This is a genomic window from Bradyrhizobium sp. S3.2.6, from assembly GCF_040546885.1.
GTDB classification, from domain to species: Bacteria; Pseudomonadota; Alphaproteobacteria; order Rhizobiales; family Xanthobacteraceae; genus Bradyrhizobium; species Bradyrhizobium cytisi.
In genome coordinates this window covers 133,397-154,931 of record NZ_JBEPOS010000014.1, presented here as the reverse complement: position 1 = coordinate 154,931, position 21,535 = coordinate 133,397, and the positions used below count along the sequence as shown (strand labels likewise).

The window sequence follows — 21,535 nt, the reverse complement described above, 5'->3', positions numbered from 1 at the left end:
AAATCAGGCCGAAAGCGCGCCGTGTACGGCGGCGATGATTCGCTCCTGATCGGCTTCGGTCAAATAGGCGTGCATCGGCAGGCTGATGACGTCCTGCGACAGGCTCTCGCAAGCAGGCAGGCCGCCGTCAGCGACCGGATACTGCTTGTAGGCGGTCTGCTGGTGCATCGACCTGCCGTAATAGATCGCGGTCGGCACGCCCTGGGCCTTCAGCGCGGCGGCAAAGCCATCCCGGTCGGTCCCCTCAGGGAGACGGATCGTGTACTGTGCCCAGACCGAGGTATTGCCCGGCGCCAGACGCGGCACGGTCACGACGTTGGACAGACCCCGCGCGTAGCGCTCGGCGACCTTGTTGCGGGCGGCGATCTCGTCGTCGAAGATCTTCAGCTTCTCGATCAGGATCGCGGCCTGCATGGTGTCGATCCGGCCGGTCAGGCCGAGGCGGACGTTGTCGTATTTGTCGACACCCTGCCCGTGCACGCGGATGCTGCGCAGCGTTGCGGCGAGCTCGTCGTCATCGGTGAAGATCGCGCCGCCGTCGCCGAAGCAGCCGAGCGGCTTTGCCGGAAAGAAGCTGGTCGTGGTGGCGAGCCCGAAGGTGCCGAGCTTGCGACCCTGGTAGCTTGCGCCAAAACCTTGCGCGGCATCATCGATCACGAACAGGCCTTCGTCGCTGGCGATCTCGGCGATGGCATCGTGGTCGGCAGGCTGTCCGAACAGATCGACCGGAATGACCGCGACCGGCTTCAGGCCAGCCTTGCGCGCGGTCGCAATGCCGCGCTTGAGCGAGTCCGGGCTCATGTTGAAGGTCGCTTCGTCCACATCGACGTAGACCGGCGTCGCGCCCATCCGCGCCGCCGGCGACGCGGTCGCGATGAAGGTGAACGACGGGCACAGCACGGCATCGCCGGGACCGACGTTCTTCGCCATCAACACCATGAGCAGCGCATCGGTGCCGCTGGCGCAGCCGATGACATGCCTGGCGCCGCAATAGGCCGCAAGCTGCGCCTCGAGCTGGGCGACCTCAGGGCCATTGACGAACTGGCAATGGTCCAGAACGCGCTTGACCGCCGCATCGAGCGATGCGCCGAGCCGGCGGCGCTGCGAGGCCACGTCGATGAAGGGAATGGGTTCGGAACGCAGATGCTGGTTCATGGCGCCTTGTCGATTTTCTTGCGGGTTTTGAGCGGTCGACATGGAAAGGGTTTTAGCCGGCGACGCGGCGCGGGCCCTTGCGAGCGGATGACGTGGCTGCGGGCCGCGACGGCGTCTCGAGGCACTGCGTCGCGATCTCGAGGCTGGCGACGCCCTCGTCGCCGGTGACCGCCGGCGTCTCGCCGTGACGCACGGCCTTGAGGAAGGCGATCAGCTCGGCGCGGAGCGGCTCGTCATGGCCGACCGGCAGATGCCGCATCGAGTAGCTGCCGTCAGGCTTGAACCCGAAGCATTCGGTAACCTGACGCGTCAAGAGATCGCCCATCACGTATTTGCCGCGGGTCGCGACCGTGACGCTGCGCGCCTTGAACGGCGTCAACCAGTTGGTGTTGATGTGCGCGAGCACGCCGCTGGCGGTGCGGAACTGGAGCAGCGCGATGTCCTCGCGCTCGGCGACCGCGCTCGACAGCTGCGGCTGCACCTCGACGATGTCGGATTCGGTGAACCAGCGGATCAGATCGATGTCGTGCACGGCCAGATCGATGACGACGCCAACATTGGACATGCGCGGCGGGAACGGACCGACGCGGGTGATCGCGATCGAGAGAATGTCCTCGCCCGCAATGGCCTGCTTGACGGCGGCAACCGCCGGATTGAAGCGCTCGACATGGCCGACCATCAGCGTGACGCCGGCCTTTTGCGCGGCGGCGACGATCTCGCGGCCTTCGGCGACCGTGGACGCGATCGGCTTCTCGACCAGCACATGGATGTCCTTGGCGATGCAGGCGAGCGCGACCTCGTGATGCAGATGGGTCGGCGCCGCGATGGTGACGGCATCGACGCCTTCGGCGAAGAGCTGCTCGATGGTCTCGAAGCCCTGGCAGCCGGCAAGCTCGGTGGCGCGCGCGCGGTGCGCCGGCGAAGGATCGACTATGCCGACCAGGCTGATGCCGGGCAGACCGCTCAGCACGCGCGCATGGTTGCTGCCCATCACGCCGGCGCCGATGACGCCGACGCGCAAGCCGGCCTTTGCCGGTTGTGACCCTTTGGAACTCATCTGATCGAACCCCGATTCACCGCAAATCCCCGGGCCGCTTCTAGCACGGGTGCCACATTTGTGGCGAATGCCGGCAAAACTGCCCGGACACGATTTGATTCAAAAAATTACACGTTCTCCGGGCCTTAAGCCGCATGAAGCGGACTTTTCAGGCCCGGATCGCGTGATTCGGAGCTTGCTGGTTACGACCTTTGATAGTCGTCTTCAATCCGGATGATGTCGTCTTCCCCGAGGTAGGAGCCGGTCTGGACCTCGATCAGCTCCAGCATGATCTTGCCGGGATTCTCCATCCGGTGGACCGCGCCCATCGGGATGTAGATCGACTCGTTCTCGTGCACCGTCTTCACGGTCTCGTTCACGGTGACGCGGGCGGCACCACGGACCACGATCCAGTGCTCGGCGCGGTGATGATGCTTCTGCAGCGACAGCCGCCCGCCGGGCTTCACCACGATGCGCTTGACCTGATGGCGCTCGCCATTGTCGACCGACTGGTAGCTGCCCCAGGGCCGATGCACCTTGAGATGCTCCTCGGTCACCTTCGGCGCAACCGTCTTGAGTTTTGTGACCAGCCGCTTGAGCCCGTTGGCGTCTTTCTGGCGCGAGACGAGCACCGCGTCCGCAGTCGCCACCACGACGAGATCATCGACGCCTTCGAGCGCGACCAGCGCCGAATCCGTCGTGACGTTGCAGTTGCGCGAGTCTTCGAACACCGCAGCGCCATGCGAGGCGTTGCCCTGCGCGTCCTTGTCCGACAATTCCCACACCGCGTGCCAGGAGCCGACGTCGGACCAGCCGCAGGACACCGGCACCACGGCTGCGCGCGAGGTCTTCTCCATCACCGCATAGTCGATCGAGATCGCCTTCGCCGCGCCAAAAGCCTGCGGCTCGAGCGTCACGAAGCCGAGATCGCGCCCCGCGCCGGCAACCGCATTGGACACCGCCTCCACGCTTGCCGCATCGACCTTGCGATATTCGTCGAGCAGCAGGGCCGCGGGAAACATGAAGTTGCCGCTGTTCCAGAGATAGCCCGAATTGACGTAGTCGGCAGCCTTCACGGCATCCGGCTTCTCGACGAAGCGCGCGACCGCGTGCACCTCGCCGGAGATCACCTCACCCGGGCTGATATAGCCGTATTCGGTCGCCGGCCGCTCCGGCTTGACGCCGAAGGTGACGATGCGCCCGGTGCTCGCGGCAACGAGGCCCTCGCGGCACGCCGCAACAAAGGCGGCCTTGTCCTGCACCACATGGTCGGCAGCGAGCGCGAGCACGATCGCTTCACTGCTGCGGTTCTGCGCGAACGCCGCGCCGGCGGCAATCGCAGGACCGGAGTCGCGCCGCATCGGCTCGAGGATCACGTCGGCCTCGATGCCGATCTCGGCGAGCTGCTCCAGCACCATGAAGCGATAGGAGGCATTGGTGATGACGATCGGGCGATCGAACAGCGAAGCGTCCGAGACGCGCAACAGCGTGTCCTGGAAGGTCGAGCGCGCGCCGAACAGCGGCAAAAACTGCTTCGGGCGCACCTCGCGCGAAGCCGGCCACAGCCGCGTGCCAGCACCGCCGCACATGATCAGGGGGATAATGCGTTTGTCCATCGTCATTTCAAACCTTGAAGTGGTCGCGATACCAGGTGACAAATTTGTGGACCCCGTGCTCGATCGGCGTTGACGGTGCAAAGCCGGTGTCGCGCATCAAATCCTCGACATCCGCGAACGTTTCCACCACGTCTCCCGGCTCCATCGGCAGCAATTCTTTGACCGCCGTCCGACCCAGCTCCCGCTCCAGAAGTCCGACGACATCCATCAGCTCTTCGGGACGGTGATTTCCGACATTGTAGACCCGAGACGGCGCATTTGCGGCAGACGGATTGTCCGCAGGCACAAGATCGATCAGCTTGGACACTACACGGGTCACGTCGTCAATATAGGTGAAGTCGCGGCGCATTTTACCATGGTTAAAGAGCCGGATCGGCTGGCCCGCCATGATGGCGTTTACAAACAGAAACATGGCCATATCAGGCCGGCCCCACGGGCCGTAGATGGTAAAGAAGCGCAAGCCCGTGACCGGCAGCCGGTAGAGATGACTGTAGGACAGCGCCATCACCTCGTTGGCCTTCTTGGTCGCAGCGTAGAAGCTCACGGGATGATCGGTCCGGTCCTGCACGGAAAACGGCAGTTTGGTGTTGGCGCCATAAACGGACGATGACGAGGCGTAGACGAGATGACGACAACCGCTCGTCCGGCAGCCCTCGAGCACGTTGAGAAAGCCCTGCAGATTGGAATCGGCGTAACTCTGCGGATGCTCGATCGAGTGGCGCACGCCGGCCTGGGCGCCGAGATGCACGACCTCTGAAAAGCGATGCCGCGCAAACAGCGCCGCCATCGTCTCGCGATCGGCGAGATCGGCCTGGACAAAGCAGAAACGGGACTCGTTGCCGAGCAGCGAAAGCCGCGCCTGCTTCAGCGCCGGATCGTAATAGCTGTTGAGATTGTCGAGCCCGACCACGGACCGCCCCTCGGCCAGCAGCTGCCGGGCGGTGTGAAAGCCGATGAAACCGGCGGCTCCCGTGACCAAAATCGCCTGATCCGTCATCCTGTTCCCAAGCGATCCCAAGCCATCCTTAACGTGAGCCCGCGGCGCTCAATGACAGCTATTGCAAGATCGGCGCCAAAACCATACCAAAGCGGCCGAATTCGGCGCCTCGCGTCGGGTTGCTCCCGAAACCCTGTTCAAGCGGGCGAGATGCGCCGAATCCTTCTGTCGACGACCAAAATCCTGATCTCCGCGGCGCTGCTCTATCTGGCGCTGCGCAAGGTCGATCTGACCGAGCTGCTCTCGCGCTTCACCGCGACCAGCCTGTTCTGGATCGGCATGGCGATCGCGGTGACGTTCCTGCAAATCTTCGTCGGCGTGCTGCGCTGGCGCGAGGTCAGCGCCGCATGCGGTGCGCCGCTCGAGCTCGGCCGCGCGATGCGCTACAACGTGATCGGCTCCTTCTTCAACCAGACCCTGCCTTCCGCAATCGGCGGCGATGCGGTCCGGCTATGGCTGGTGGCGCGCACCGGCGCCGGATGGCGCGCGGCGACCTATTCGATCTTCGTCGATCGCGCGATCGGCCTGGTCGCGCTGGCCGTCCTCATCGTCGCGAGCCTGCCCTGGAGCTACACGCTCATCGCCGATCCGCACGGCCGCTCGGCGCTGCTGCTCGTCGACTTCGCCGCACTCGCCGGCGGCATCGGCTTCCTGATCTTCGGCGCGCTGAAATGGTCGTGGCTGAAGGCCTGGTGGGCCATCCACCATATCCACGCCTGCGCGGTGATCGCCAACCGCGTGATCTTCAACCGCACGCGCGGACCTGTTATCGCGATCCTGTCGCTGCTGGTTCACGTGCTTACCGTCGTCATCGCCTGGTGCGTGGTGCAGTCGATCGCAGCGCCGGTCAGCTTCGTGCAGGTCTTCCTGCTGGTACCGCCGGTGATGCTGATCACGCTGATGCCGATCTCGATCGCCGGCTGGGGCGTGCGCGAGGCCAGCATGGGGCTGGCCTTCGGCTTCGCAGGGTTGGCTGCCAATGAAGGCGTGAACGTCTCGCTGCTGTTCGGCGCGGTCTCCTTCATCGTCGGCGCGTTCGGCGGCCTGGTCTGGATCCTCAGCGCGGAGAAAGCCGCGCACGGCTCGGCTCCGATCGCAGCGCGTGAATAAGCGTTCACAGGTCCGGCACGGAAGCACCGCGACTTCTGCGCCGATCTATCAACCCTCGGGGTTATTTCCTATAATCTCCGGCGCGTAGCATCACGGATCCGGAATGAAGATCAGCGTCATCACGGCCAGCTACAACTCCCAGGCGACGATCGGCGCCACCATCGAATCCTTCCTCGCCCAGACGCATCCCGACAAGGAGATGCTGGTGGTCGACGGTGCCTCAAAGGATGCGACGCTGAAGATCGTGGAGTCGTTCGGCTCCAGCGAGATCCGCGTGATCTCCGAGCCCGACAAGGGTGTCTACGACGCCATGAACAAGGGGCTGCATCTGTTCAAGGGCGACGCGATCGGCTTCCTCAATTCGGACGACACGTTCCACGACAACAGCGCGCTGGCGGCGATCGCGGCGGCGCTGGAGCAGGCCGATGTCGTCTATGGCGACCTCGACATGGTCACCGATCACCAATCCAAGACCCTCGTGCGTGCCTGGCGTGGCGGACACTACGGTCGCTACTCGTTTCAGCTCGGCTGGGTCCCGCCGCATCCGACGTTCTACATGCGGCGCCAGGTCGCCGAGACGGTCGGCGACTACGATCTGAGCTACGTCACGACCGCCGACTACGATTACATGCTGCGTGCGCTGGCGCTGAACGACTACAGGGTCGCCTACCTTCCGCGCGTCATCGCCGATTTCCAGATGGGCGGCATCAGCACCAGCGGCTGGCGCGTGACCTTGCGCGCCAATCTGGAATGCCTGCGGTCGCGCCGGCAGCATCTGAACGCGCCGTTCGTCGACGCCGCGTTCTTCCTGCGCTTTGCCCGGCGGATCTTTCAGCTCCGCTCGCCGGCGTCCCTCAGGATGCAGCGCTCGCGTTGAGGCCGAACTCCGGAACCGCATCCTTCAGGATGGTCCTGATCGTGGCGCGATCATCATGCGCGATGGCGAGCTCGAGCGCGGAGATCCATTTGCGCAACGTCTGCATCGGCGGCTCGTTCGGCTTTGCCGCCATGACGCCTGCGACCCCGATATCGACGGTCGGCTCCTCGGAGGCGAACAGGATCTCGTTCAGCCGCTCGCCCGGCCTCATGCCGCTGAACACGATCTCGACGTCGTGGCCGGGCTGCAAACCGGACAGCCGGATCATCCGTTCCGCCAGATCGACGATCTTCACCGGCTGGCCCATGTTCAGCACGTAGACCGAAACGTCGAAACGCTTGGCGCCGAGCGCGTGGGTGGCGGCCGTGATGACGAGATCGCAGGCCTCGCGGATCGTCATGAAATAGCGGACCATGTCGGGATGCGTCACGGTGACAGGACCGCCGGCCTCGATCTGCGCCTTGAATTTCGGCACGACCGACCCGTTCGAGGCCAGCACATTGCCGAACCGGACCGAGATGAAGCGCATCGCCGGCCTGCTGCCGCCGGCCTGCGCCACGAGGTCGTGGTCGAGCGCCTGGCAATACATCTCCGCGAATCGCTTGGTCAGGCCGAGCATCGAGACCGGCTCGATCGCCTTGTCGGTCGAGATCATCACCATGGCCTCGGCGCCTGCCGCAAGCGCGGCATCGGCCACGTTGATCGAACCGAAGATGTTGGTCTTGACGCCCTCGCTCCAGTCCCGCTCCAGGATCGGAACGTGCTTGAGCGCGGCGGCATGGAACACGATGTCCGGCTTGAACTCCGCCATCAGACGCGTGATGCGCTCGCGGTCGCGGATATCGGCGATCCGGCCTTCGATCTCGGCGCCGGAACCGCGCGCAACGAGCGCCTCGGTGACCGCATAAAGGGCCGGCTCCGAATTCTCGACGATCAGAAGACGCGCCGCGCCGAACGCAACCACGCGCTCGCAGATCTCCGAGCCGATCGAGCCGCCACCGCCGGTGACGATGACGCTTTTGTCCCTGATCAGGGCTTCCAGCCGCACGTAGTCGATCGTCTCGCTCGGCCGCAGCAGCAGGTCCTCGACCGCAACCGAGGTGAGCCGCGGCATATCCCCCTGCTCGAGTGATGGCAGGCGGCTGACGATCAGGCCAAGCCGCCGCGACCGCATCAGCACGGATTCGGGATGCGATTCCGGCTCGAAGGCCGAGGGTGTCATCACCACCCGGGCGATCGATTTGTTGCGCTTCGCGAAGCTGCCGATGACGTCCTCGATGTCGTCGATCGCGCCGACGACCGGCACGTTGCGGATCAGCTGGCCGAGATCGGCCCGGGACGGCGACAGCACCCCGACCGGACGGAGGTGCTTGATGGCGCCGCTCTCGACGCCGCGTAGCACGACCTCGGCATCGGCAGCGCGCCCGATCAGGAGCGTCGTCGCGGCATTTTCGGTCCTGACGTGATGCATCACGCGGGTATAGCGGAAATAGCGGTAGGTCAGCCGCAGCGCGCTCAGCGCGGAGATTTCCAGGAACCAGTAAAGGACGATGGTGATCTTGCCGAGAAAGAAGGTGCCGTGCACGTTCGGGGCGACAAAGACATAGTCGAGCACGAGGAGGGCGACGGTGAGCACCGTGGCGACGCGGATGATGTTGAGCGCATCAGGCAGCGAGATGAAGCGCCACTTCGTGGTCGTCAGGTTGAAGACGTAGAAGACGACCACGCTGAAGGCGAGGAAATATGGCAGGATCTGCAGCAGCAGCGGCAAGCGGGCTGTGAAGCCCGCGCCGCCCTCGAAGCGCAGATAGAACGCAACGAACAGGGCCGCGGCCGTCGCCACCAGGTCGTGAAGCGCGATCAGGAAGTTACGCAAGGTAAGATGCGAAAGACGCGTCATCTGCGGCCGAATATCTCCAATGCTGCATACAACCTGACCGCGCTGATAGCGCATCTCGCCGGGACTTGCCAGCGCTCCGAAGCTCAGGCGCGGGCTTCTCCCGGGCTCCGGCCGTTCCGGCGCGAATTGAGCACCATGCCGCCGGCCACACCGACACCGAGCACGTACATCCACCCTTCATGGAAGTCGAAAAGATGGGAATTGAACAGCGAGGTGAATACGTTTTGGACAACGACCAGCAACCCGATCCAGCTGGCGAGCGCGTCGCCGCGGAACAGGAGCAGATGCACCGCCCACATCGCATACAGGATGATGATGCCGACAACGCCCCATTGCACGGCCACGTTCAGCGTCTGGTTATGGGGATTGCCGATCACCTCGCTTGAGGCCTGGTAGGGGCCGCCGGTCGCAGCCAGCTCGAACAGGCCGCGCGTCGAGCCGGTTCCATGACCGACGACCGGCGCCTCGGCAAAGAAACCCAGCGATTTGCGCCAGAACTCGAGCCGAAGTCCGATCGATGTCGGGATGCCCTTGTCCTTGTAGAGCTCGTACTGAACGGAGAATGTTTCAATCGTGTTGTGCAGCGTCGACGAGGTCTTCCACGTCAGCGCGGCGAGGGCTACGAGAGCCGCGAAGATGATCAGGATGCTGCGCCATTTCAAATGCAGCAGCCCGAACACCGCCAGCATGATCGGTACGGTCACGAGTGCGGTGCGCGAGATTACTACAAAGGCCATGTTGACGAAGAAGCTGAGCGCGACCGCCGCCAGCAGCCCGGCCAGCCAGACCCTGTTCTGCTGCAGCAGCTTCACGATCGGAAACGCGAGCGCGACCGCGCACAGCGTGAACTCCTGGCTCTGGTCGATGTAGTTCTTCACGAAGATGCCGCGCGAGTTGGATTCGTCAGGCGGCTTCAGGGAGAACGTGGGATGGAAAACCACGAGCCAGGACATCACTGAGAGCAGCGCACAGGAAACCAGAAATGCGATGAACACAAGGTGCCCGCGCGACGAGCGTTCGAAATGATAGATCAGGACCGGGAGCACGAGCAGCTTCGTCGTCGGGTTCACGGCGTAGAGCCGCGCTCCCCAGGGCGCCCCTGACCACAGCGTGCCGACGAGCGCGAGCAGGAACAGGGCGATCGGCAGTGCGCAGACCGGTCGCTTCAGCGACTGAAGGAAGTCCCTGACGTCGAGAAACGGCACCATGCAAATCAGCATCGTAACGTTGAAGATGGCCGCCAGCGACGTCGACCACGGCAGCGAGGCCGCGGTCAGGATGGCAAACAGGTCGACCGTCTCGGACCATGCCGCCGGACTGCGCAAGCGCCGCAGCGTCGTCCCCCACATCGTGTCCCGCACGAGCTCCGTCACTTCGTCTCTCCGCGCGCGCGATGGACCAGCGCCGTCGTGCTGAAGCCCTTGAGGATGTCGACCAGCACGACCGTGCCGCCCGCGGCCTCGACGACATCGTGGCCGATCACCTGCTCGCGGGTGTAATCGCCGCCTTTGACCAGGACGCTCGGCGTGATGCGCGCGATCAGGTCGATCGGCGTGTCCTGCTCGAAGATCACGACGAGATCGACGGCTTCGAGCGCGGCCAGCACTTCGGCACGCGCCCGCTCGTCCTGGACCGGGCGATCCGCGCCCTTCAGCCGGCGCACCGAGGCGTCGCTGTTCAGCCCGACGATCAGGCGGTCGCAGGCGGCGCGCGCCGCGGTCAGCACCTTGACATGGCCGGGATGCAGGATGTCGAAGCAGCCATTGGTGAAGCCGACGCGCAGCCCCTGCCCCTTCCATTCGGCGAGCTGGGCCTCGAGCGTATCAGGCGCGCTCACGACCTTCTCCTCGGCCGCGAGAGTGGCATGCGGCAGGATCTTTCGCCGCAGCTCGTCGGCGCTCACGCTGGCGGTGCCCTGCTTGCCGACCGCGACGGCGGCGGCCGCACTCGCAACGCGCAGCGCCGTGTCCCAATCCGCGCCCGCCGCGATCGAGACCGCGAGCGCGGCGGCGACGGTATCACCAGCGCCGGAGACGTCGCGCACCTTCACCGGGAAAGCCGGAACATGGACGGCTTCACCCTTGCGCGGCACCAGCGTCATGCCGTGCTCGCCCTGGGTGACCAGGATCGCTTCGCAATCAGCCAGCCGCATCACGTCTTCCGAGGCATCGACGATGCTCTGCACCGTGTCGGCGCGGCTACGGGTGGCTTCCGAAAATTCCTTGCGGTTGGGCGTGAGCAGCGTGGCGCCGCGATAGATCGCCCAGTTCAGGCTCTTGGGATCGACGATCACGGGCTTGCCGAGCTTTCGCGCGGCGTCGATGGTGTGGCGGATCACGCGCGCGGTCAGCACGCCCTTGGCGTAGTCGGACAGCAGCACGATGTCGGCGCGCGCGATCTGCGGCAGGATCGCCTCGATCAGCCTGGTCTCGACCTCGTCGGAGGCCGCTATCGCCTGCTCCCAATCCGCGCGCAGCATATGCGTGGAAAAATGCTCGGAGACGAAGCGGACTTTTCGCGTGGTCGGCCGCGACGGGTCGCACACCAGTACGCTCTCGATGCCGGCATAATCCGCCAGCGCGGCCTTGAGCCGCGCCCCTGCATCGTCCTCGCCGACGAGGCCGACGAAGACGCAGCGGGCCCCGAGCGAGGCGATATTGCGCGCGACGTTGCCGGCGCCGCCGATATGGATCTCGCTGCGCTGGGCCGCGATGACGGGCGTCGGCGCTTCCGGCGAAATCCGCGACACCTCGCCATAGACGAACTCGTCCAGCATGATGTCGCCGATGCAGAGCACCGTGCGGCCGGAGATGGCTTGCGCGAGGGCATCGAAATCGAGAATGGGCGTCGGCATGGTGATTGGGCCTCAGATCCTTGGGGCCTTAACGGAAACGGTCGGGCCGGTCGAGATAATCGGCGACATAGGCCTTCACCGCGTCCTCGAGCGTCGTGAAGCCGCCGTTATAGCCGGCGCGGTGGAGACGATCGACCTTGCTCTCGGTGAAATACTGATAGCTGCCGCGGATCTGCTCGGGCATGTCGACATAGTCGATATTGGGCCTGGTGCCGAGCGCGGCATAGGCAGCCAGCATCAGCTCCCGGAAGCTGCGCGCCTTGCCGGTGCCGACATTGAACAGCCCCGACACCGATGGCGTTGCCAGCAGCCACAGGATCACGCGCACGACGTCGTCGACATAGATGAAATCGCGGCGCTGGTCGCCGTCGGCGATGCCGTCGCGATGCGACTTGAACAGCTGCACGACGCGGCCCGCCTTGACGTCGTCGAAGCGGCGCGCCAGCACGCTCATCATCGTGCCCTTGTGGTATTCGTTCGGGCCGAACACATTGAAGAATTTCAGGCCCGACCATTGCGGCGGCAGCCTCTCGCCGCGCGCGACGCGCTCGGCGACCGCGAGATCGAACAGCTGCTTGCTCCAGCCGTAGAGATTCATCGGCCGCAGCTTCTTCAGCGCCGGCAGCGAGGCATCGTCGTCAAAACCTTCCGCGCCGTCACCATAGGTCGCAGCCGACGACGCGTAGATCAGCGGCACCGCATTGGCCGTACACCAGTCGAGCAGGCGCATCGAGAAGCGGAAATTGGTCTCGATCACGAGGTCGCCGTCGGTCGCCGTGGTCTCGGAAATCGCCCCGAGATGGATCACGGCGTCGAGCTTGCGATCCCTAAGCCAGTCAGGCAGCTCGGCCGGGGGAACGATATCCACAAGCTGCCGTTTGGCGAGATTGCGCCATTTGCCGTCGCTGCCAAGGAGATCGCAGACCACGACGTCGCTGCAGCCGGCGTCGTTCAGCGCCGCGACGACATTCGATCCGATAAAACCGGCCCCGCCGGTCACCAGCAACATTCCAATCACCCTGCCCGAGTTTTTGCGGCCCGATATCTGCCGTAGCGCATCATCTGCCAAAGTGTAAGCATTTTGGGACCGGCACTTCTCCCGGCTTTACCTGCCGGTCCGGAGCGGCTAACCGAACCGCCTCATCAGAGCGTCGGCGGGCACCTTCAACGAATGAATAATGATTCGCAATTTGGCGGAAGTGAGGATCGGAGCGACACCCGCCCGATCCTGATCGTCCCTTATATGTGGATCGGTGATTTCGTCCGGAATCACACCGTGGTTCGGGTGCTGAAGGAGCGATGGCCGAATCGGCCGGTCGATCTCCTGACCACGTCCCTGTGCGCCCCCCTGATCGACTACATGCCCGGCGTACGCGCCGGGCTCGTCTGGGACCTGCCCCGCAGCCGCCTAGCGGTAGGCCGCCAGCTCGGCCTGGCGCGGCTCCTGCGCGAGCGGAACTATGGCACCGCCCTAGTGCTGCCGCGGACCTGGAAGGCGGCCATTGCGCCGGCGCTGGCCGGCATCCCTGAAAGGATAGGCTTCGTCGGCGAATTCAGGTTCGGCCTGCTTAACCGCTGGCGCTGGGGCGAGAAGAAGCTGCCCCGCTTCATCGACAAGAACGCCGCGCTGGCCCAGCCCGACGGCGCGCCCCTGCCGCCGGAATGGCCGGTGCCGCAATTGCGGGTGCCGGCCGAGGAGATCGCCGGTTGGCGGCAGGCCAATGGCCTCAGCGCCGGCGCCGCCGTCGCACTCGCCCCCGGCTCGGTAGGGGCGTCAAAACGCTGGACCTCCTATCCGGAGGCCGCCCGCCTGCTGGTCGCGCGCGGGCTCGAGGTCTGGGTGGTCGGCGGCCCCGCGGAAAAGGGCCTCGCCCAGGAGATTGTCGCGGCCGGTGGCGCGGGGGTGAGGGACCTCACCGGCAACGATCTGCGCAACGGCATCCTCGCCATGGCCGCGGCCGGCGTCGCGATCTCCAACGACTCGGGCCTGATGCATATCGCGGCCGCGCTCGACACCCCCACCATGGGCATCTTCGGCCCGACCAGCCCCTCTCTCTGGGCCCCCCTCAACGGCCTCGCCGCAACCGTAGTCCAGAACAGGAGCGTGCTCGCCTGCCAGCCCTGCCAGAGCACGATCTGCAAGATGAACGACCACCGTTGCATGCGCGAGATCACGGCGCAGGACGTGGTCGAGATCGCAAGAGAGGTGCTTGCCAGGACGCAGGGACTTGAAAATGGCTGACTTGCAAATGTCTGACGGCCGCGCGGCGAAGCCCGCCGCATTCCTCGATCGCGACGGCGTCATCAATCATGACGATAGCTATATCGGCACGCGCGACCGCATCCGTTGGATGCCCAACGTCGCCAGAGCCATCCGCCGTCTCAATGAGGCCGGCTATTGGGTGTTCGTCTTCACCAACCAGTCCGGCGTCGCGCGCGGCCTCTTCACCGAAGAGGACGTGAACCGGCTGCACGGCTGGATGCGCGACGAGCTCGCCCGCGAAGGCGCTCGTGTCGATGACATCCGCTTCTGTCCGTATCATCCGCAAGGAACGGTCGCCGGCTACATCGCCGAGCATGATTGGCGCAAGCCCGCGCCCGGCATGTTGCGCGATCTCGTCCAGCACTGGCCCGTGCAACTCGACGGCAGCTTCGTGATCGGAGATCAGGCCCGGGACATCGAGGCCGGCAAGGCGCTCGGGCTGCCGGGCTTTCTCTTTCCAGGCGGCGACCTCGACGCGTTCGTGGCGGGGGTGCTGGCGCGGAACAGGCGGGCTTAGACGGCCGGTCCGCTCGACTCCCGCAAAGCGACTATCACCAACGTTGATGCATGTCGCCTGGGGCGTGGGGCGGCCCGGATGCGGGCCGTCCCACCATGACGATCATAGGCACAGCTTATTTTCCCATCGCCGTCCTTGCAGCCTCGATTTTCGCCTTCACGGCATCGAGGTTGAAGCTCGCGCCCTTCTGCATTGGCGGAAACTCGACGGCGGTCATGGCCAGTTTCTCGACCTCCTGCTGGACAAACACGAATCGCCAGAACTCATATTTGAACCAGTCGAAGTATTCTTGCGCGCCGTATTTGGTCCCACTGTCTGGCCAGCCCGTTCGCTCGAACGGATCGAGGCGAAGGTTGATCAGGTACGGTACGTCGACCTTGCTCTTTTCGCCGAGCCATCCCCCGGGCTGGTCGATGAAACGATATTTGTAGTCGTCGATGCGCACGGCCCCCAGCTCGCTTTCGCCGAAGTACCAGATTTCGTGCCGGTTCGACGGTCCCTTGCCGGTGATCATGTCCATCTGATTGTAGCCGTCCAGATGGCATTTGTAGCTGCGGTCACCGATGAGCTTGCCGTTCTTCAACTCGTTGGCAATGTTCGGATTGCCGGCAGCGGCCAGCAAGGTCGGGAACCAGTCCAGCCCGGAGATGATACCATTCTCGACCTTGCCGGCCGGCACCTTGCCCGGCCAGCGGATCATCGCCGGCGCGCGGAAGCCGCCTTCCATGACCGTACCTTTGCTCTGCGCGAACGGCGTCTGTCCGCCATCCGGCCAGGTGAAGACCTCGGTGCCGTTGTCGGTGGTGAAGATGACGATGGTGTTGTCATCCACGCCCATGTCCTTGAGCTTTTGCATCACGATGCCGACATCGTCGTCGAGCTGCGCCATGCCGGCTTCATGAATCGACCAGCCGTTCTTGGAGTTGCGCATCGCCTGGTACTTCGGCGACAGGTGCGTGACGATGTGCATGCGGGTTGGATTGAGCCATAAGAAGAACGGCTTGTTCTCCGCCTTTGCCCTTTCAATGAACCCCAGCGCTAAGTCGCGGATCTCGTCGTCCACGGTTTCCATCCGCTTGGGATAAAGCGTTCCGGCATCCTCAATCCTCTGCTTGCCGACCTTGCCCCAGCGCGGATCGACGGTGGCATCGTCCACAGTCGTTGCCCACGAATGGATCATGTTGCGCGGACCGACTTTATTCAGCAGCTCCTGCGGATAGGCCGGGTGGGCCGGGTCTTCCATCGCATCGAGGTGGTACAGATAGCCAAAGAATTCGTCGAAGCCGTGCACTGTCGGCAAAAACTCGTTCTTGTCGCCAAGGTGGTTCTTGCCGAACTGGCCAGTGGCATAGCCCATCCCTTTTAGCGCGGTGGCAATCGTCACGGCCTCCGCGGGCAAGCCTGTGGGGGCGCCTGCTTGACCGACTGTCGTCATGCCGGTGCGGATCGGGAGCTCGCCAGTGATGAAGTTGGCGCGGCCCGCGGTGCAACTCGCCTCGGCGTAGTAATCGGTAAACAGCATGCCCTCGGCCGCAATCTTATCGAGGTTCGGCGTCCGGCCAGCCATCATCCCACGATGGTAAGCACCGATATTCCAGATGCCGATATCGTCGCCCATGATGACGACGATATTGGGCCGTTGCCCGGCCGGGGTTGGGGCCTGGGCCGCGGTTGGCTGCTGCGCTTGCGCGAAACTTATCGGACCGACGGCGGAGAGTGCCAAAGCCGCGGTGAGAGAGCTACCGCTCAACAAGAGATCGCGGCGCTTCAATTCTGGACCCGTTGGCCGTGAGCTTGTCTCGGGCTTTGCCGGAATCCTATCGTTACTCATGACATGATCCTCCTCCTGGCATGCACCTGAAGCCGACATGGCTTGCAGAAGTGTCGACCCGGCTCGGCATTGCGCGCGGCCGGGGTGTTCTCGGCGGCTATAAATCGAGAGAGCAAAGATGCCAGCCGCCTCTTAGGCACCTCGCGGACAAAGGGCTTTCGTGGGAGGCCCGATTGCATAAAAGCAAAATGGCAACCGGGGGTCGATTAAAATCAAATGAACACAAGCCGCGAGAGCATGGCCGTGATCCAGCAAAAGGGTCTCGATTTCCGCCCGCTTGCCTTAGTGACGTTGTCAGTTCATTCGCGGAGAAAGGGCAGCGTCGCTGACGCTTGCGAAGGCGGCGTTTTGACTCAAGTAGCCACCGAAGCTACGCCGATCATGACATCGTGCCCTTGTTTTGCCCGACGAGTCAAATGAAATTCGTAAAATCCGCACCTTCCCGTGCCTGCCCGGCAAGCCGTTGATTTTGCTGCCTCGGGCTACTGTGCATGGGCTTGTTTCGCGTTTTTGTCTGCGGTCGCTCAGAGCAGCGGACGATAGATCTCGCCGATCCGCGCCGCCTCGGCGTCGAGGCTGAACTTTTCGAGCACGCGGGCGCGACCGCGCTCGCCCATCGCGGTCGCGAGAGCCACGTCGCGCATCAGCGGCTCGAGCGCAGCCATCAGCGCCTCCGCATCACCGGTCGGGATCAGCACGCCGCTCACGTCATCCTCGACCACGAGTTCGGCCGCACCGGCGCGCGCAGCGACCAGCGCGCTGCCGGCCGCCATCGCCTCGATCAGCGTCAGGCCAAAGCCTTCGTTGCGCGAGGTGAAGGCGTAGATCGTCAGCCGCTTGTGCCAGCGCTGCACCTGTTCGATCGGCAATTCGCCGGTGATGACGATGCGCGATTGGAGGCCCGCTGCTTCGATGCGCTTCTTCAGATCATTCGCAAACGGCGTCTGCTCGGCCGTGACTTGTCCGACGATGACTGCCGTGAAATCCGGATAGCGCGGCAGCAATCTACACATCGCATCGACGAACACATCGGTGCCCTTCTGCGCGCGCACGCGGCCGAAGCAGCCGATGGCGTAACGGCCCGGCAAGCCGCTTTCCGCGAAGGCCGCGGCGCGATCGTGCGGCGGCGCATAGACGTCGGTGTCGACGCCATGCGGGATCACGGTCGATTGCACTTTGAGAAACGAGGCCGAGATGTCTGACGTCGCGATGATCGCGTCCATCTGCCGGATCAGCCAGCGCGTGATCCAGCTGTGATGCCGCTGCGCCGCCGAGGTGAAGACGAGCTTGAGCGGCCAGCCGAGCGCGCGCAGCACGACGCCTGCGATCATCTCGTTGTTGCGGCGCGCATGCCAGATCAGCGGCGACTTGCGGCGCCACAGTTTCAGGACATCGGCGGCGCCCAGCCGCGCAATCCCCTCCGGCGCGTCCGATCCGAACCATGCGGCGCGATAGAGTTTTGCCAGCCGCGGCGCCACCATCCGGTTGGTCGCGGTGACCCCAGAATAGCGCCTGTGCAGATTTGGTACGATCACCTGCAGATCGTCCGGAAAATTCGCCACGTCATGCTCCGTCTGGTACGCCCCCTATACGCAACATTAAGCATAGTGACCAGTTCAGGGCTGCCGAAACCCCCTCTTCACCGCGCAAACGTTAACTTGGTGCGTTGATCGAAGACGGGTGAGATCATGACTGTGCTAGTCACCGGCGGCGCCGGCTATATCGGAAGTCACACGGTCCTGGCGCTGGCGGAAGCCGGCGAGGACGTCGTCGTGATCGACGATCTCTCCACCGGTTTCTCCGCTTACTTGCCCGAAGGCGTGCCGCTGTTCATTGGCGATGCCGGCGACGAGAATTTACTCGAGGGCGTGATCGCCCAGCACAACATCGAGAGCATCATCCATTTCGCCGGCTCGGTGGTCGTGCCGGAGTCGATGCGCGATCCGCTCGGCTACTACCGCAACAATTTCATGACCGCGCGCAACCTGCTCAACGTCGCAGTCAAGCGCGGCATCAACCGCTTCATCTTCTCCTCGACCGCCGCCGTCTACGGCAATCCGGACCAGGTGCCGGTGCCCGAGCACGCGCCGACGCGGCCGCTGTCGCCCTACGGCTCGTCGAAGCTAATGACCGAGATCATGCTGCACGATGTCGCCGCCGCCTACGGCATGCAGTACGTCGTGCTCCGCTATTTCAACGTCGCCGGTGCCGACCCGCAGGCCCGCATTGGCCTCGCCACCGCCGGCGCCACGCATCTGCTCAAGATCGCGGTGGAAGCCGCGACCGGCCAGCGCGCCAAGATCGACGTGTTCGGCACCGACTACCCGACCCAGGACGGCAGCTGCATCCGCGACTTCATCCACGTCACGGACCTGTCGCAGGCGCATCGCTCGGCGCTGGCTTACCTGCGCAATGGCGGCGCCTCGACGACGCTGAACTGCGGCTATGGCCGCGGCTATTCGGTGCTCGAAACCATCGACGCCGTACGCCGGGTGTCGGGCCGCAGCTTCGCCGTGCAATACGCCCCGCGTCGGCCCGGCGACATCATGACCATGGTCGCCGACACCAGCCGCATCCGCGGCCTGCTCGACTGGAAACCGCAATATGAGGACCTCGAGACCATCGCTGCGCACGCGCTGGCCTGGGAGGACAAGCTGTTCCGCGAGCGCCATGGCGAGCTTCGCCACGCCGTCTCGGCCTAAAATCCCTCCAGGCGCAAGCCCTTAATTGGGCTTGAAAAGCGTAGCTTTAGCGGGCACAGAGGCCATTCGATCCCTGACGCGCGGGCAGGCTTTTCGCCTTGGCCGTCAATGGACTACGGATGGCGCAGTTTCCAAAGAAAATCACCGACGATCCCTATGAGGCGATGGTCCTCATTCGCCGCCTGGTCACGGAACAGGGCGTCGTCTACTGGCGGCGCTACCTCGTCGCCTTTGCGCTGATGGCGGCGGCCGCAGGCGCCACCGCAGGCGCGACCTACGTGCTCGGCCAGGTCATCAACCAGGCCTATGTCGACAAGAACATCCCGGGCATCGCGATGTTCTCGGGCGTCACCGTGATCCTGCTGTTCATCAAGGGCGTGGCGACCTACGGCCACATGGTGATCCTGACCAAGATCAGCAACGCCATCCTCGCCACCAACCAGCGCCAGCTGTTTGCCAAGCTGATGCGCGAGAGCGTCGGCTTCTTCTCCGAGCGGCATTCGTCCGAATTTTTGGCCCGGCTGACGGCCGGCGCCAAGTCGATCACCGATGTGCTCAACATGCTGGTCAACGCCATCGGGCGCGATCTGCTGATGCTGCTCGCCATGATCGGCGTGATGGTGTGGCAGGATCCGCTGATGTCGCTGATCGGGCTCGTCGCGGTGCCGCCGGCGATGCTGGTGCTGCGCAAGCTGGTCAAGCGCATCAAGGGCCTCGCCTTCAACCAGTTCACCGGCACCGCCGACATCATGGAAACGATGCAGGAATCGCTGCAAGGCATCCGCACGGTGAAAGCGTTCACGCTCGAAGACACCATGCAGAAGCGCATCGACGAGAACATCGGAATCGTCGAGCGCAACGCCAACAAGATGGCCCGCGTCGCCAACCGCTCCAACCCGCTGATGGAAATGCTCGGCGGCTTCGCGGTCGCCGGCTGCTTGCTTTATGGCGGCTACAGCGTGGTCGCGCTTAACGCCACGCCCGGCGCGTTCTTCTCGTTCATGACCGCCTTCCTGATGGCGACCGAACCGGCCAAGCGGCTGGCGCGGCTCAACATCGACCTCAACAGCCAGCTCGTCGGCGCGCGCATGCTGCTCGAGGTCGTCGACAGCCCGGCCAGCGAGCATTCCGACGACGGCAAGCCGGCGCTCAAACTCTCCGATGCGCGGATCGAGCTGCGCGACGTCAGCTTCTGCTATCGCGCCAATGAGACCGTGCTCAACCGCATGAGTTTCGTCGCCGAGCCCGGCAAGGTCACCGCGCTGGTCGGCCCCTCTGGCGGCGGCAAGTCGACCGTGCTGGCGCTGCTGTTGCGCTTCTACGAGGTGAGCCAAGGCGACATCGTGATCGACGGCCAGCCGATCGGGGCGGTGTCGCGCAAATCGCTGCGGGCGCAGACCGCCTATGTTGGCCAGGACGTCTATCTGTTCCGCGACACCATCCGCAACAACATCGCCTTCGGCAAACCAGGCGCGAGCGAGAGCGAGATCATCGATGCGGCGAAGGCAGCCTGCGCGCATGATTTCATCATGAGCTTCCCGCTCGGCTACGACACCCCGGTCGGCGAACACGGCACGCAGCTCTCGGGTGGCCAGCGCCAGCGCATTGCGGTGGCGCGCGCGCTGCTCAAGAACGCCCCGATCATCCTGCTGGACGAGGCCACCGCCGCGCTCGATTCCGAGTCCGAGCGGCAGGTCCAGGAGGCGATCGAGCATCTCTGCCAGAACCGCACCACCATCGTGATCGCGCACCGCCTGCACACCATCATGCATGCGGATGCGATCCTGGTCGTCGAAGGCGGCGAGATCGTCGAGCAGGGCCGGCATGACGAGCTGCTGCGCCGCTCGGGACGTTACGCCTCGTTCTTCCGCCTGCAACATCGCGACGCCGGCGCTCTGGCGCCGATCAGCGCCACCGCATAAAGTTCCGTCCACCTCAAGAGCAGCGAGATCGCTTCATGAACGCCGCCTCCTACGTCATCCCGCTTCCGCCCCAGGCTTCGCTTCCCGTGGTCGGCGAGGCCGGCCGTTATCCGGTGCGCCGCATCTGGTGCGTCGGCCGCAACTATCTCGAGCACATCCGCGAGATGGGCAATGACGAGCGCGCGCCGCCGTTCTTCTTCGCCAAGCACGCCGACATGCTGGTGCCGGACGGCGCCACCATTCCCTATCCGCCGCTGACCAAGGATCTGCATCACGAGGTCGAGCTGATCGTCGCGATGAAGAGCGGCGGCCTCAACATTCCCGCCGACAAGGCGCTCGACCACGTCTACGGCTACGCCGTCGGTATCGACCTCACCCGCCGCGACCTCCAGATCGCCTCGCGCAAGAAGGAGCGCCCGTGGGAGATCGGCAAGTCGTTCGACGGCTCGGCGCCCGCCTCTGCGGTGCAGCCGGCCTCGAAGATCGGCCATCCCGCCAAGGGCAAGATCTGGCTCACGGTCAACGGCAAGGAAGCCCAGAAGGGCGACCTCAACGAGCTGATCTGGAACGTGCCGGAAATCATCTGGCAGCTCTCGCAGCAGGTGAAGCTCGCCGCCGGCGACATCATCATGACCGGCACGCCGGCCGGGGTGTCGCAGCTCCAGCCCGGCGACAAGCTCGAATGCGGCGTCGACGGCGTCGGCACGCTGAAGGTGAGCATCGGCCAGCCGGAATAAGGCTGACCTCGAGATCAC

Annotated in this window: 17 protein-coding genes; 7 read left to right on the top strand and 10 right to left on the bottom strand. The window is 64.4% G+C overall.

The genetic code is table 11. The features are described 5' to 3' along the window. Positions 1 to 3 precede the first annotated feature (3 nt). From ABID58_RS23735 to ABID58_RS23720, 4 genes are all read right to left on the bottom strand, one after another. The gene (locus tag ABID58_RS23735; protein WP_354035069.1) at positions 4 to 1,155 is read right to left on the bottom strand and encodes a DegT/DnrJ/EryC1/StrS family aminotransferase; all 1,152 of its coding nucleotides are present in this window, start codon (positions 1,153 to 1,155) and stop codon (positions 4 to 6) included. A gap of 52 nt (positions 1,156 to 1,207) precedes the next feature. Then, on the bottom strand, positions 1,208 to 2,212 hold the full coding sequence (locus ABID58_RS23730; RefSeq protein ID WP_354035067.1) for a Gfo/Idh/MocA family oxidoreductase: 1,005 nt from the start codon (positions 2,210 to 2,212) through the stop codon (positions 1,208 to 1,210). Between the two features lie 182 nt (positions 2,213 to 2,394). Next, positions 2,395 to 3,807 (bottom strand): mannose-1-phosphate guanylyltransferase/mannose-6-phosphate isomerase, encoded by a 1,413-nt coding sequence (locus tag ABID58_RS23725; protein WP_354035065.1) that lies wholly within the window; start codon positions 3,805 to 3,807, stop codon positions 2,395 to 2,397. A 7-nt stretch (positions 3,808 to 3,814) separates the two neighbouring features. Continuing rightward, on the bottom strand, positions 3,815 to 4,804 hold the full coding sequence (locus ABID58_RS23720; protein ID WP_354035063.1) for an NAD-dependent epimerase: 990 nt from the start codon (positions 4,802 to 4,804) through the stop codon (positions 3,815 to 3,817). A 150-nt stretch (positions 4,805 to 4,954) separates the two neighbouring features. On the opposite strand from ABID58_RS23720, the gene ABID58_RS23715 reads away from it, so the two are divergent. Both ABID58_RS23715 and ABID58_RS23710 read left to right on the top strand, forming a co-directional pair. Further along, positions 4,955 to 5,914 (top strand): lysylphosphatidylglycerol synthase transmembrane domain-containing protein, encoded by a 960-nt coding sequence (locus ABID58_RS23715; RefSeq protein WP_354035062.1) that lies wholly within the window; start codon positions 4,955 to 4,957, stop codon positions 5,912 to 5,914. A gap of 103 nt (positions 5,915 to 6,017) precedes the next feature. After that, a complete protein-coding gene (locus tag ABID58_RS23710) occupies positions 6,018 to 6,791 on the top strand; it encodes a glycosyltransferase family 2 protein (RefSeq protein ID WP_354035061.1) in 774 nt (257 codons plus the stop codon). On the opposite strand, the gene ABID58_RS23705 is transcribed toward ABID58_RS23710, so the two are convergent. The 4 genes from ABID58_RS23705 to rfaD form a co-directional block, all read right to left on the bottom strand. Then, positions 6,769 to 8,691 carry an SDR family NAD(P)-dependent oxidoreductase gene (locus ABID58_RS23705; RefSeq protein WP_354035060.1) on the bottom strand — a complete coding sequence of 641 codons (1,923 nt, stop codon included), beginning with the start codon at positions 8,689 to 8,691 and terminating at the stop codon, positions 6,769 to 6,771. The genes ABID58_RS23710 and ABID58_RS23705 overlap by 23 nt on opposite strands. Positions 8,692 to 8,774: 83 nt before the next feature. Further along, on the bottom strand, positions 8,775 to 10,064 hold the full coding sequence (locus ABID58_RS23700) for an O-antigen ligase family protein (protein ID WP_354035059.1): 1,290 nt from the start codon (positions 10,062 to 10,064) through the stop codon (positions 8,775 to 8,777). Continuing rightward, a complete protein-coding gene (rfaE1, locus tag ABID58_RS23695; protein WP_354035058.1) occupies positions 10,061 to 11,545 on the bottom strand; it encodes a D-glycero-beta-D-manno-heptose-7-phosphate kinase in 1,485 nt (494 codons plus the stop codon). Before rfaE1 ends, ABID58_RS23700 begins: the two co-directional genes overlap by 4 nt. Before the next feature lie 28 nt (positions 11,546 to 11,573). Further along, the gene (gene rfaD / locus ABID58_RS23690; RefSeq protein ID WP_354035056.1) at positions 11,574 to 12,554 is read right to left on the bottom strand and encodes an ADP-glyceromanno-heptose 6-epimerase; all 981 of its coding nucleotides are present in this window, start codon (positions 12,552 to 12,554) and stop codon (positions 11,574 to 11,576) included. Positions 12,555 to 12,716: 162 nt separating this feature from the next. On the opposite strand from rfaD, the gene waaF reads away from it, so the two are divergent. Then, positions 12,717 to 13,787: a lipopolysaccharide heptosyltransferase II gene (gene waaF / locus ABID58_RS23685; RefSeq protein ID WP_354035055.1), complete on the top strand. Its 1,071-nt coding sequence runs from the start codon at positions 12,717 to 12,719 to the stop codon at positions 13,785 to 13,787. Beyond that, complete coding sequence (locus ABID58_RS23680; RefSeq protein ID WP_354035053.1) at positions 13,780 to 14,325, top strand: D-glycero-alpha-D-manno-heptose-1,7-bisphosphate 7-phosphatase; 546 nt, start codon at positions 13,780 to 13,782, stop codon at positions 14,323 to 14,325. Before waaF ends, ABID58_RS23680 begins: the two co-directional genes overlap by 8 nt. 115 nt (positions 14,326 to 14,440) lie before the next feature. On the opposite strand, the gene ABID58_RS23675 is transcribed toward ABID58_RS23680, so the two are convergent. Then, positions 14,441 to 16,156 carry an arylsulfatase gene (locus tag ABID58_RS23675; protein ID WP_354035110.1) on the bottom strand — a complete coding sequence of 572 codons (1,716 nt, stop codon included), beginning with the start codon at positions 16,154 to 16,156 and terminating at the stop codon, positions 14,441 to 14,443. Between the two features lie 524 nt (positions 16,157 to 16,680). Next, the gene (locus ABID58_RS23670; protein WP_354035052.1) at positions 16,681 to 17,718 is read right to left on the bottom strand and encodes a glycosyltransferase family 4 protein; all 1,038 of its coding nucleotides are present in this window, start codon (positions 17,716 to 17,718) and stop codon (positions 16,681 to 16,683) included. 126 nt (positions 17,719 to 17,844) lie between these two features. Between ABID58_RS23670 and galE the strand changes: the two genes are divergently transcribed. From galE to ABID58_RS23655, 3 genes are all read left to right on the top strand, one after another. Continuing rightward, positions 17,845 to 18,858 carry a UDP-glucose 4-epimerase GalE gene (gene galE, locus ABID58_RS23665; RefSeq protein ID WP_354035050.1) on the top strand — a complete coding sequence of 338 codons (1,014 nt, stop codon included), beginning with the start codon at positions 17,845 to 17,847 and terminating at the stop codon, positions 18,856 to 18,858. Between the two features lie 119 nt (positions 18,859 to 18,977). Continuing rightward, entirely contained in the window at positions 18,978 to 20,780 is a 1,803-nt protein-coding gene (locus tag ABID58_RS23660) for an ABC transporter ATP-binding protein (RefSeq protein ID WP_354035049.1), read from the top strand. 35 nt (positions 20,781 to 20,815) lie between these two features. Then, on the top strand, positions 20,816 to 21,517 hold the full coding sequence (locus ABID58_RS23655; protein WP_354035047.1) for a fumarylacetoacetate hydrolase family protein: 702 nt from the start codon (positions 20,816 to 20,818) through the stop codon (positions 21,515 to 21,517). The last annotated feature ends 18 nt before the right edge of the window (positions 21,518 to 21,535 follow it).

Bases quoted from the DNA above. Each gene is read 5' to 3' on its own strand.
- galE (WP_354035050.1), top strand. From the start codon at position 17,845: ATGACTGTGCTAGTCACCGGCGGCGCCGGCTATATCGGAAGTCACACG.
- ABID58_RS23675 (WP_354035110.1), bottom strand. From the start codon at position 16,156: ATGAGTAACGATAGGATTCCGGCAAAGCCCGAGACAAGCTCACGGCCA.
- waaF (WP_354035055.1), top strand. From the start codon at position 12,717: ATGAATAATGATTCGCAATTTGGCGGAAGTGAGGATCGGAGCGACACC.
- rfaD (WP_354035056.1), bottom strand. From the start codon at position 12,554: ATGTTGCTGGTGACCGGCGGGGCCGGTTTTATCGGATCGAATGTCGTC.
- ABID58_RS23730 (WP_354035067.1), bottom strand. From the start codon at position 2,212: ATGAGTTCCAAAGGGTCACAACCGGCAAAGGCCGGCTTGCGCGTCGGC.
- ABID58_RS23680 (WP_354035053.1), top strand. From the start codon at position 13,780: ATGGCTGACTTGCAAATGTCTGACGGCCGCGCGGCGAAGCCCGCCGCA.
- ABID58_RS23715 (WP_354035062.1), top strand. From the start codon at position 4,955: ATGCGCCGAATCCTTCTGTCGACGACCAAAATCCTGATCTCCGCGGCG.
- ABID58_RS23705 (WP_354035060.1), bottom strand. From the start codon at position 8,691: ATGACGCGTCTTTCGCATCTTACCTTGCGTAACTTCCTGATCGCGCTT.
- ABID58_RS23735 (WP_354035069.1), bottom strand. From the start codon at position 1,155: ATGAACCAGCATCTGCGTTCCGAACCCATTCCCTTCATCGACGTGGCC.
- ABID58_RS23710 (WP_354035061.1), top strand. From the start codon at position 6,018: ATGAAGATCAGCGTCATCACGGCCAGCTACAACTCCCAGGCGACGATC.
- ABID58_RS23725 (WP_354035065.1), bottom strand. From the start codon at position 3,807: ATGGACAAACGCATTATCCCCCTGATCATGTGCGGCGGTGCTGGCACG.
- ABID58_RS23655 (WP_354035047.1), top strand. From the start codon at position 20,816: ATGAACGCCGCCTCCTACGTCATCCCGCTTCCGCCCCAGGCTTCGCTT.
- ABID58_RS23720 (WP_354035063.1), bottom strand. From the start codon at position 4,804: ATGACGGATCAGGCGATTTTGGTCACGGGAGCCGCCGGTTTCATCGGC.
- ABID58_RS23660 (WP_354035049.1), top strand. From the start codon at position 18,978: ATGGCGCAGTTTCCAAAGAAAATCACCGACGATCCCTATGAGGCGATG.
- rfaE1 (WP_354035058.1), bottom strand. From the start codon at position 11,545: ATGCCGACGCCCATTCTCGATTTCGATGCCCTCGCGCAAGCCATCTCC.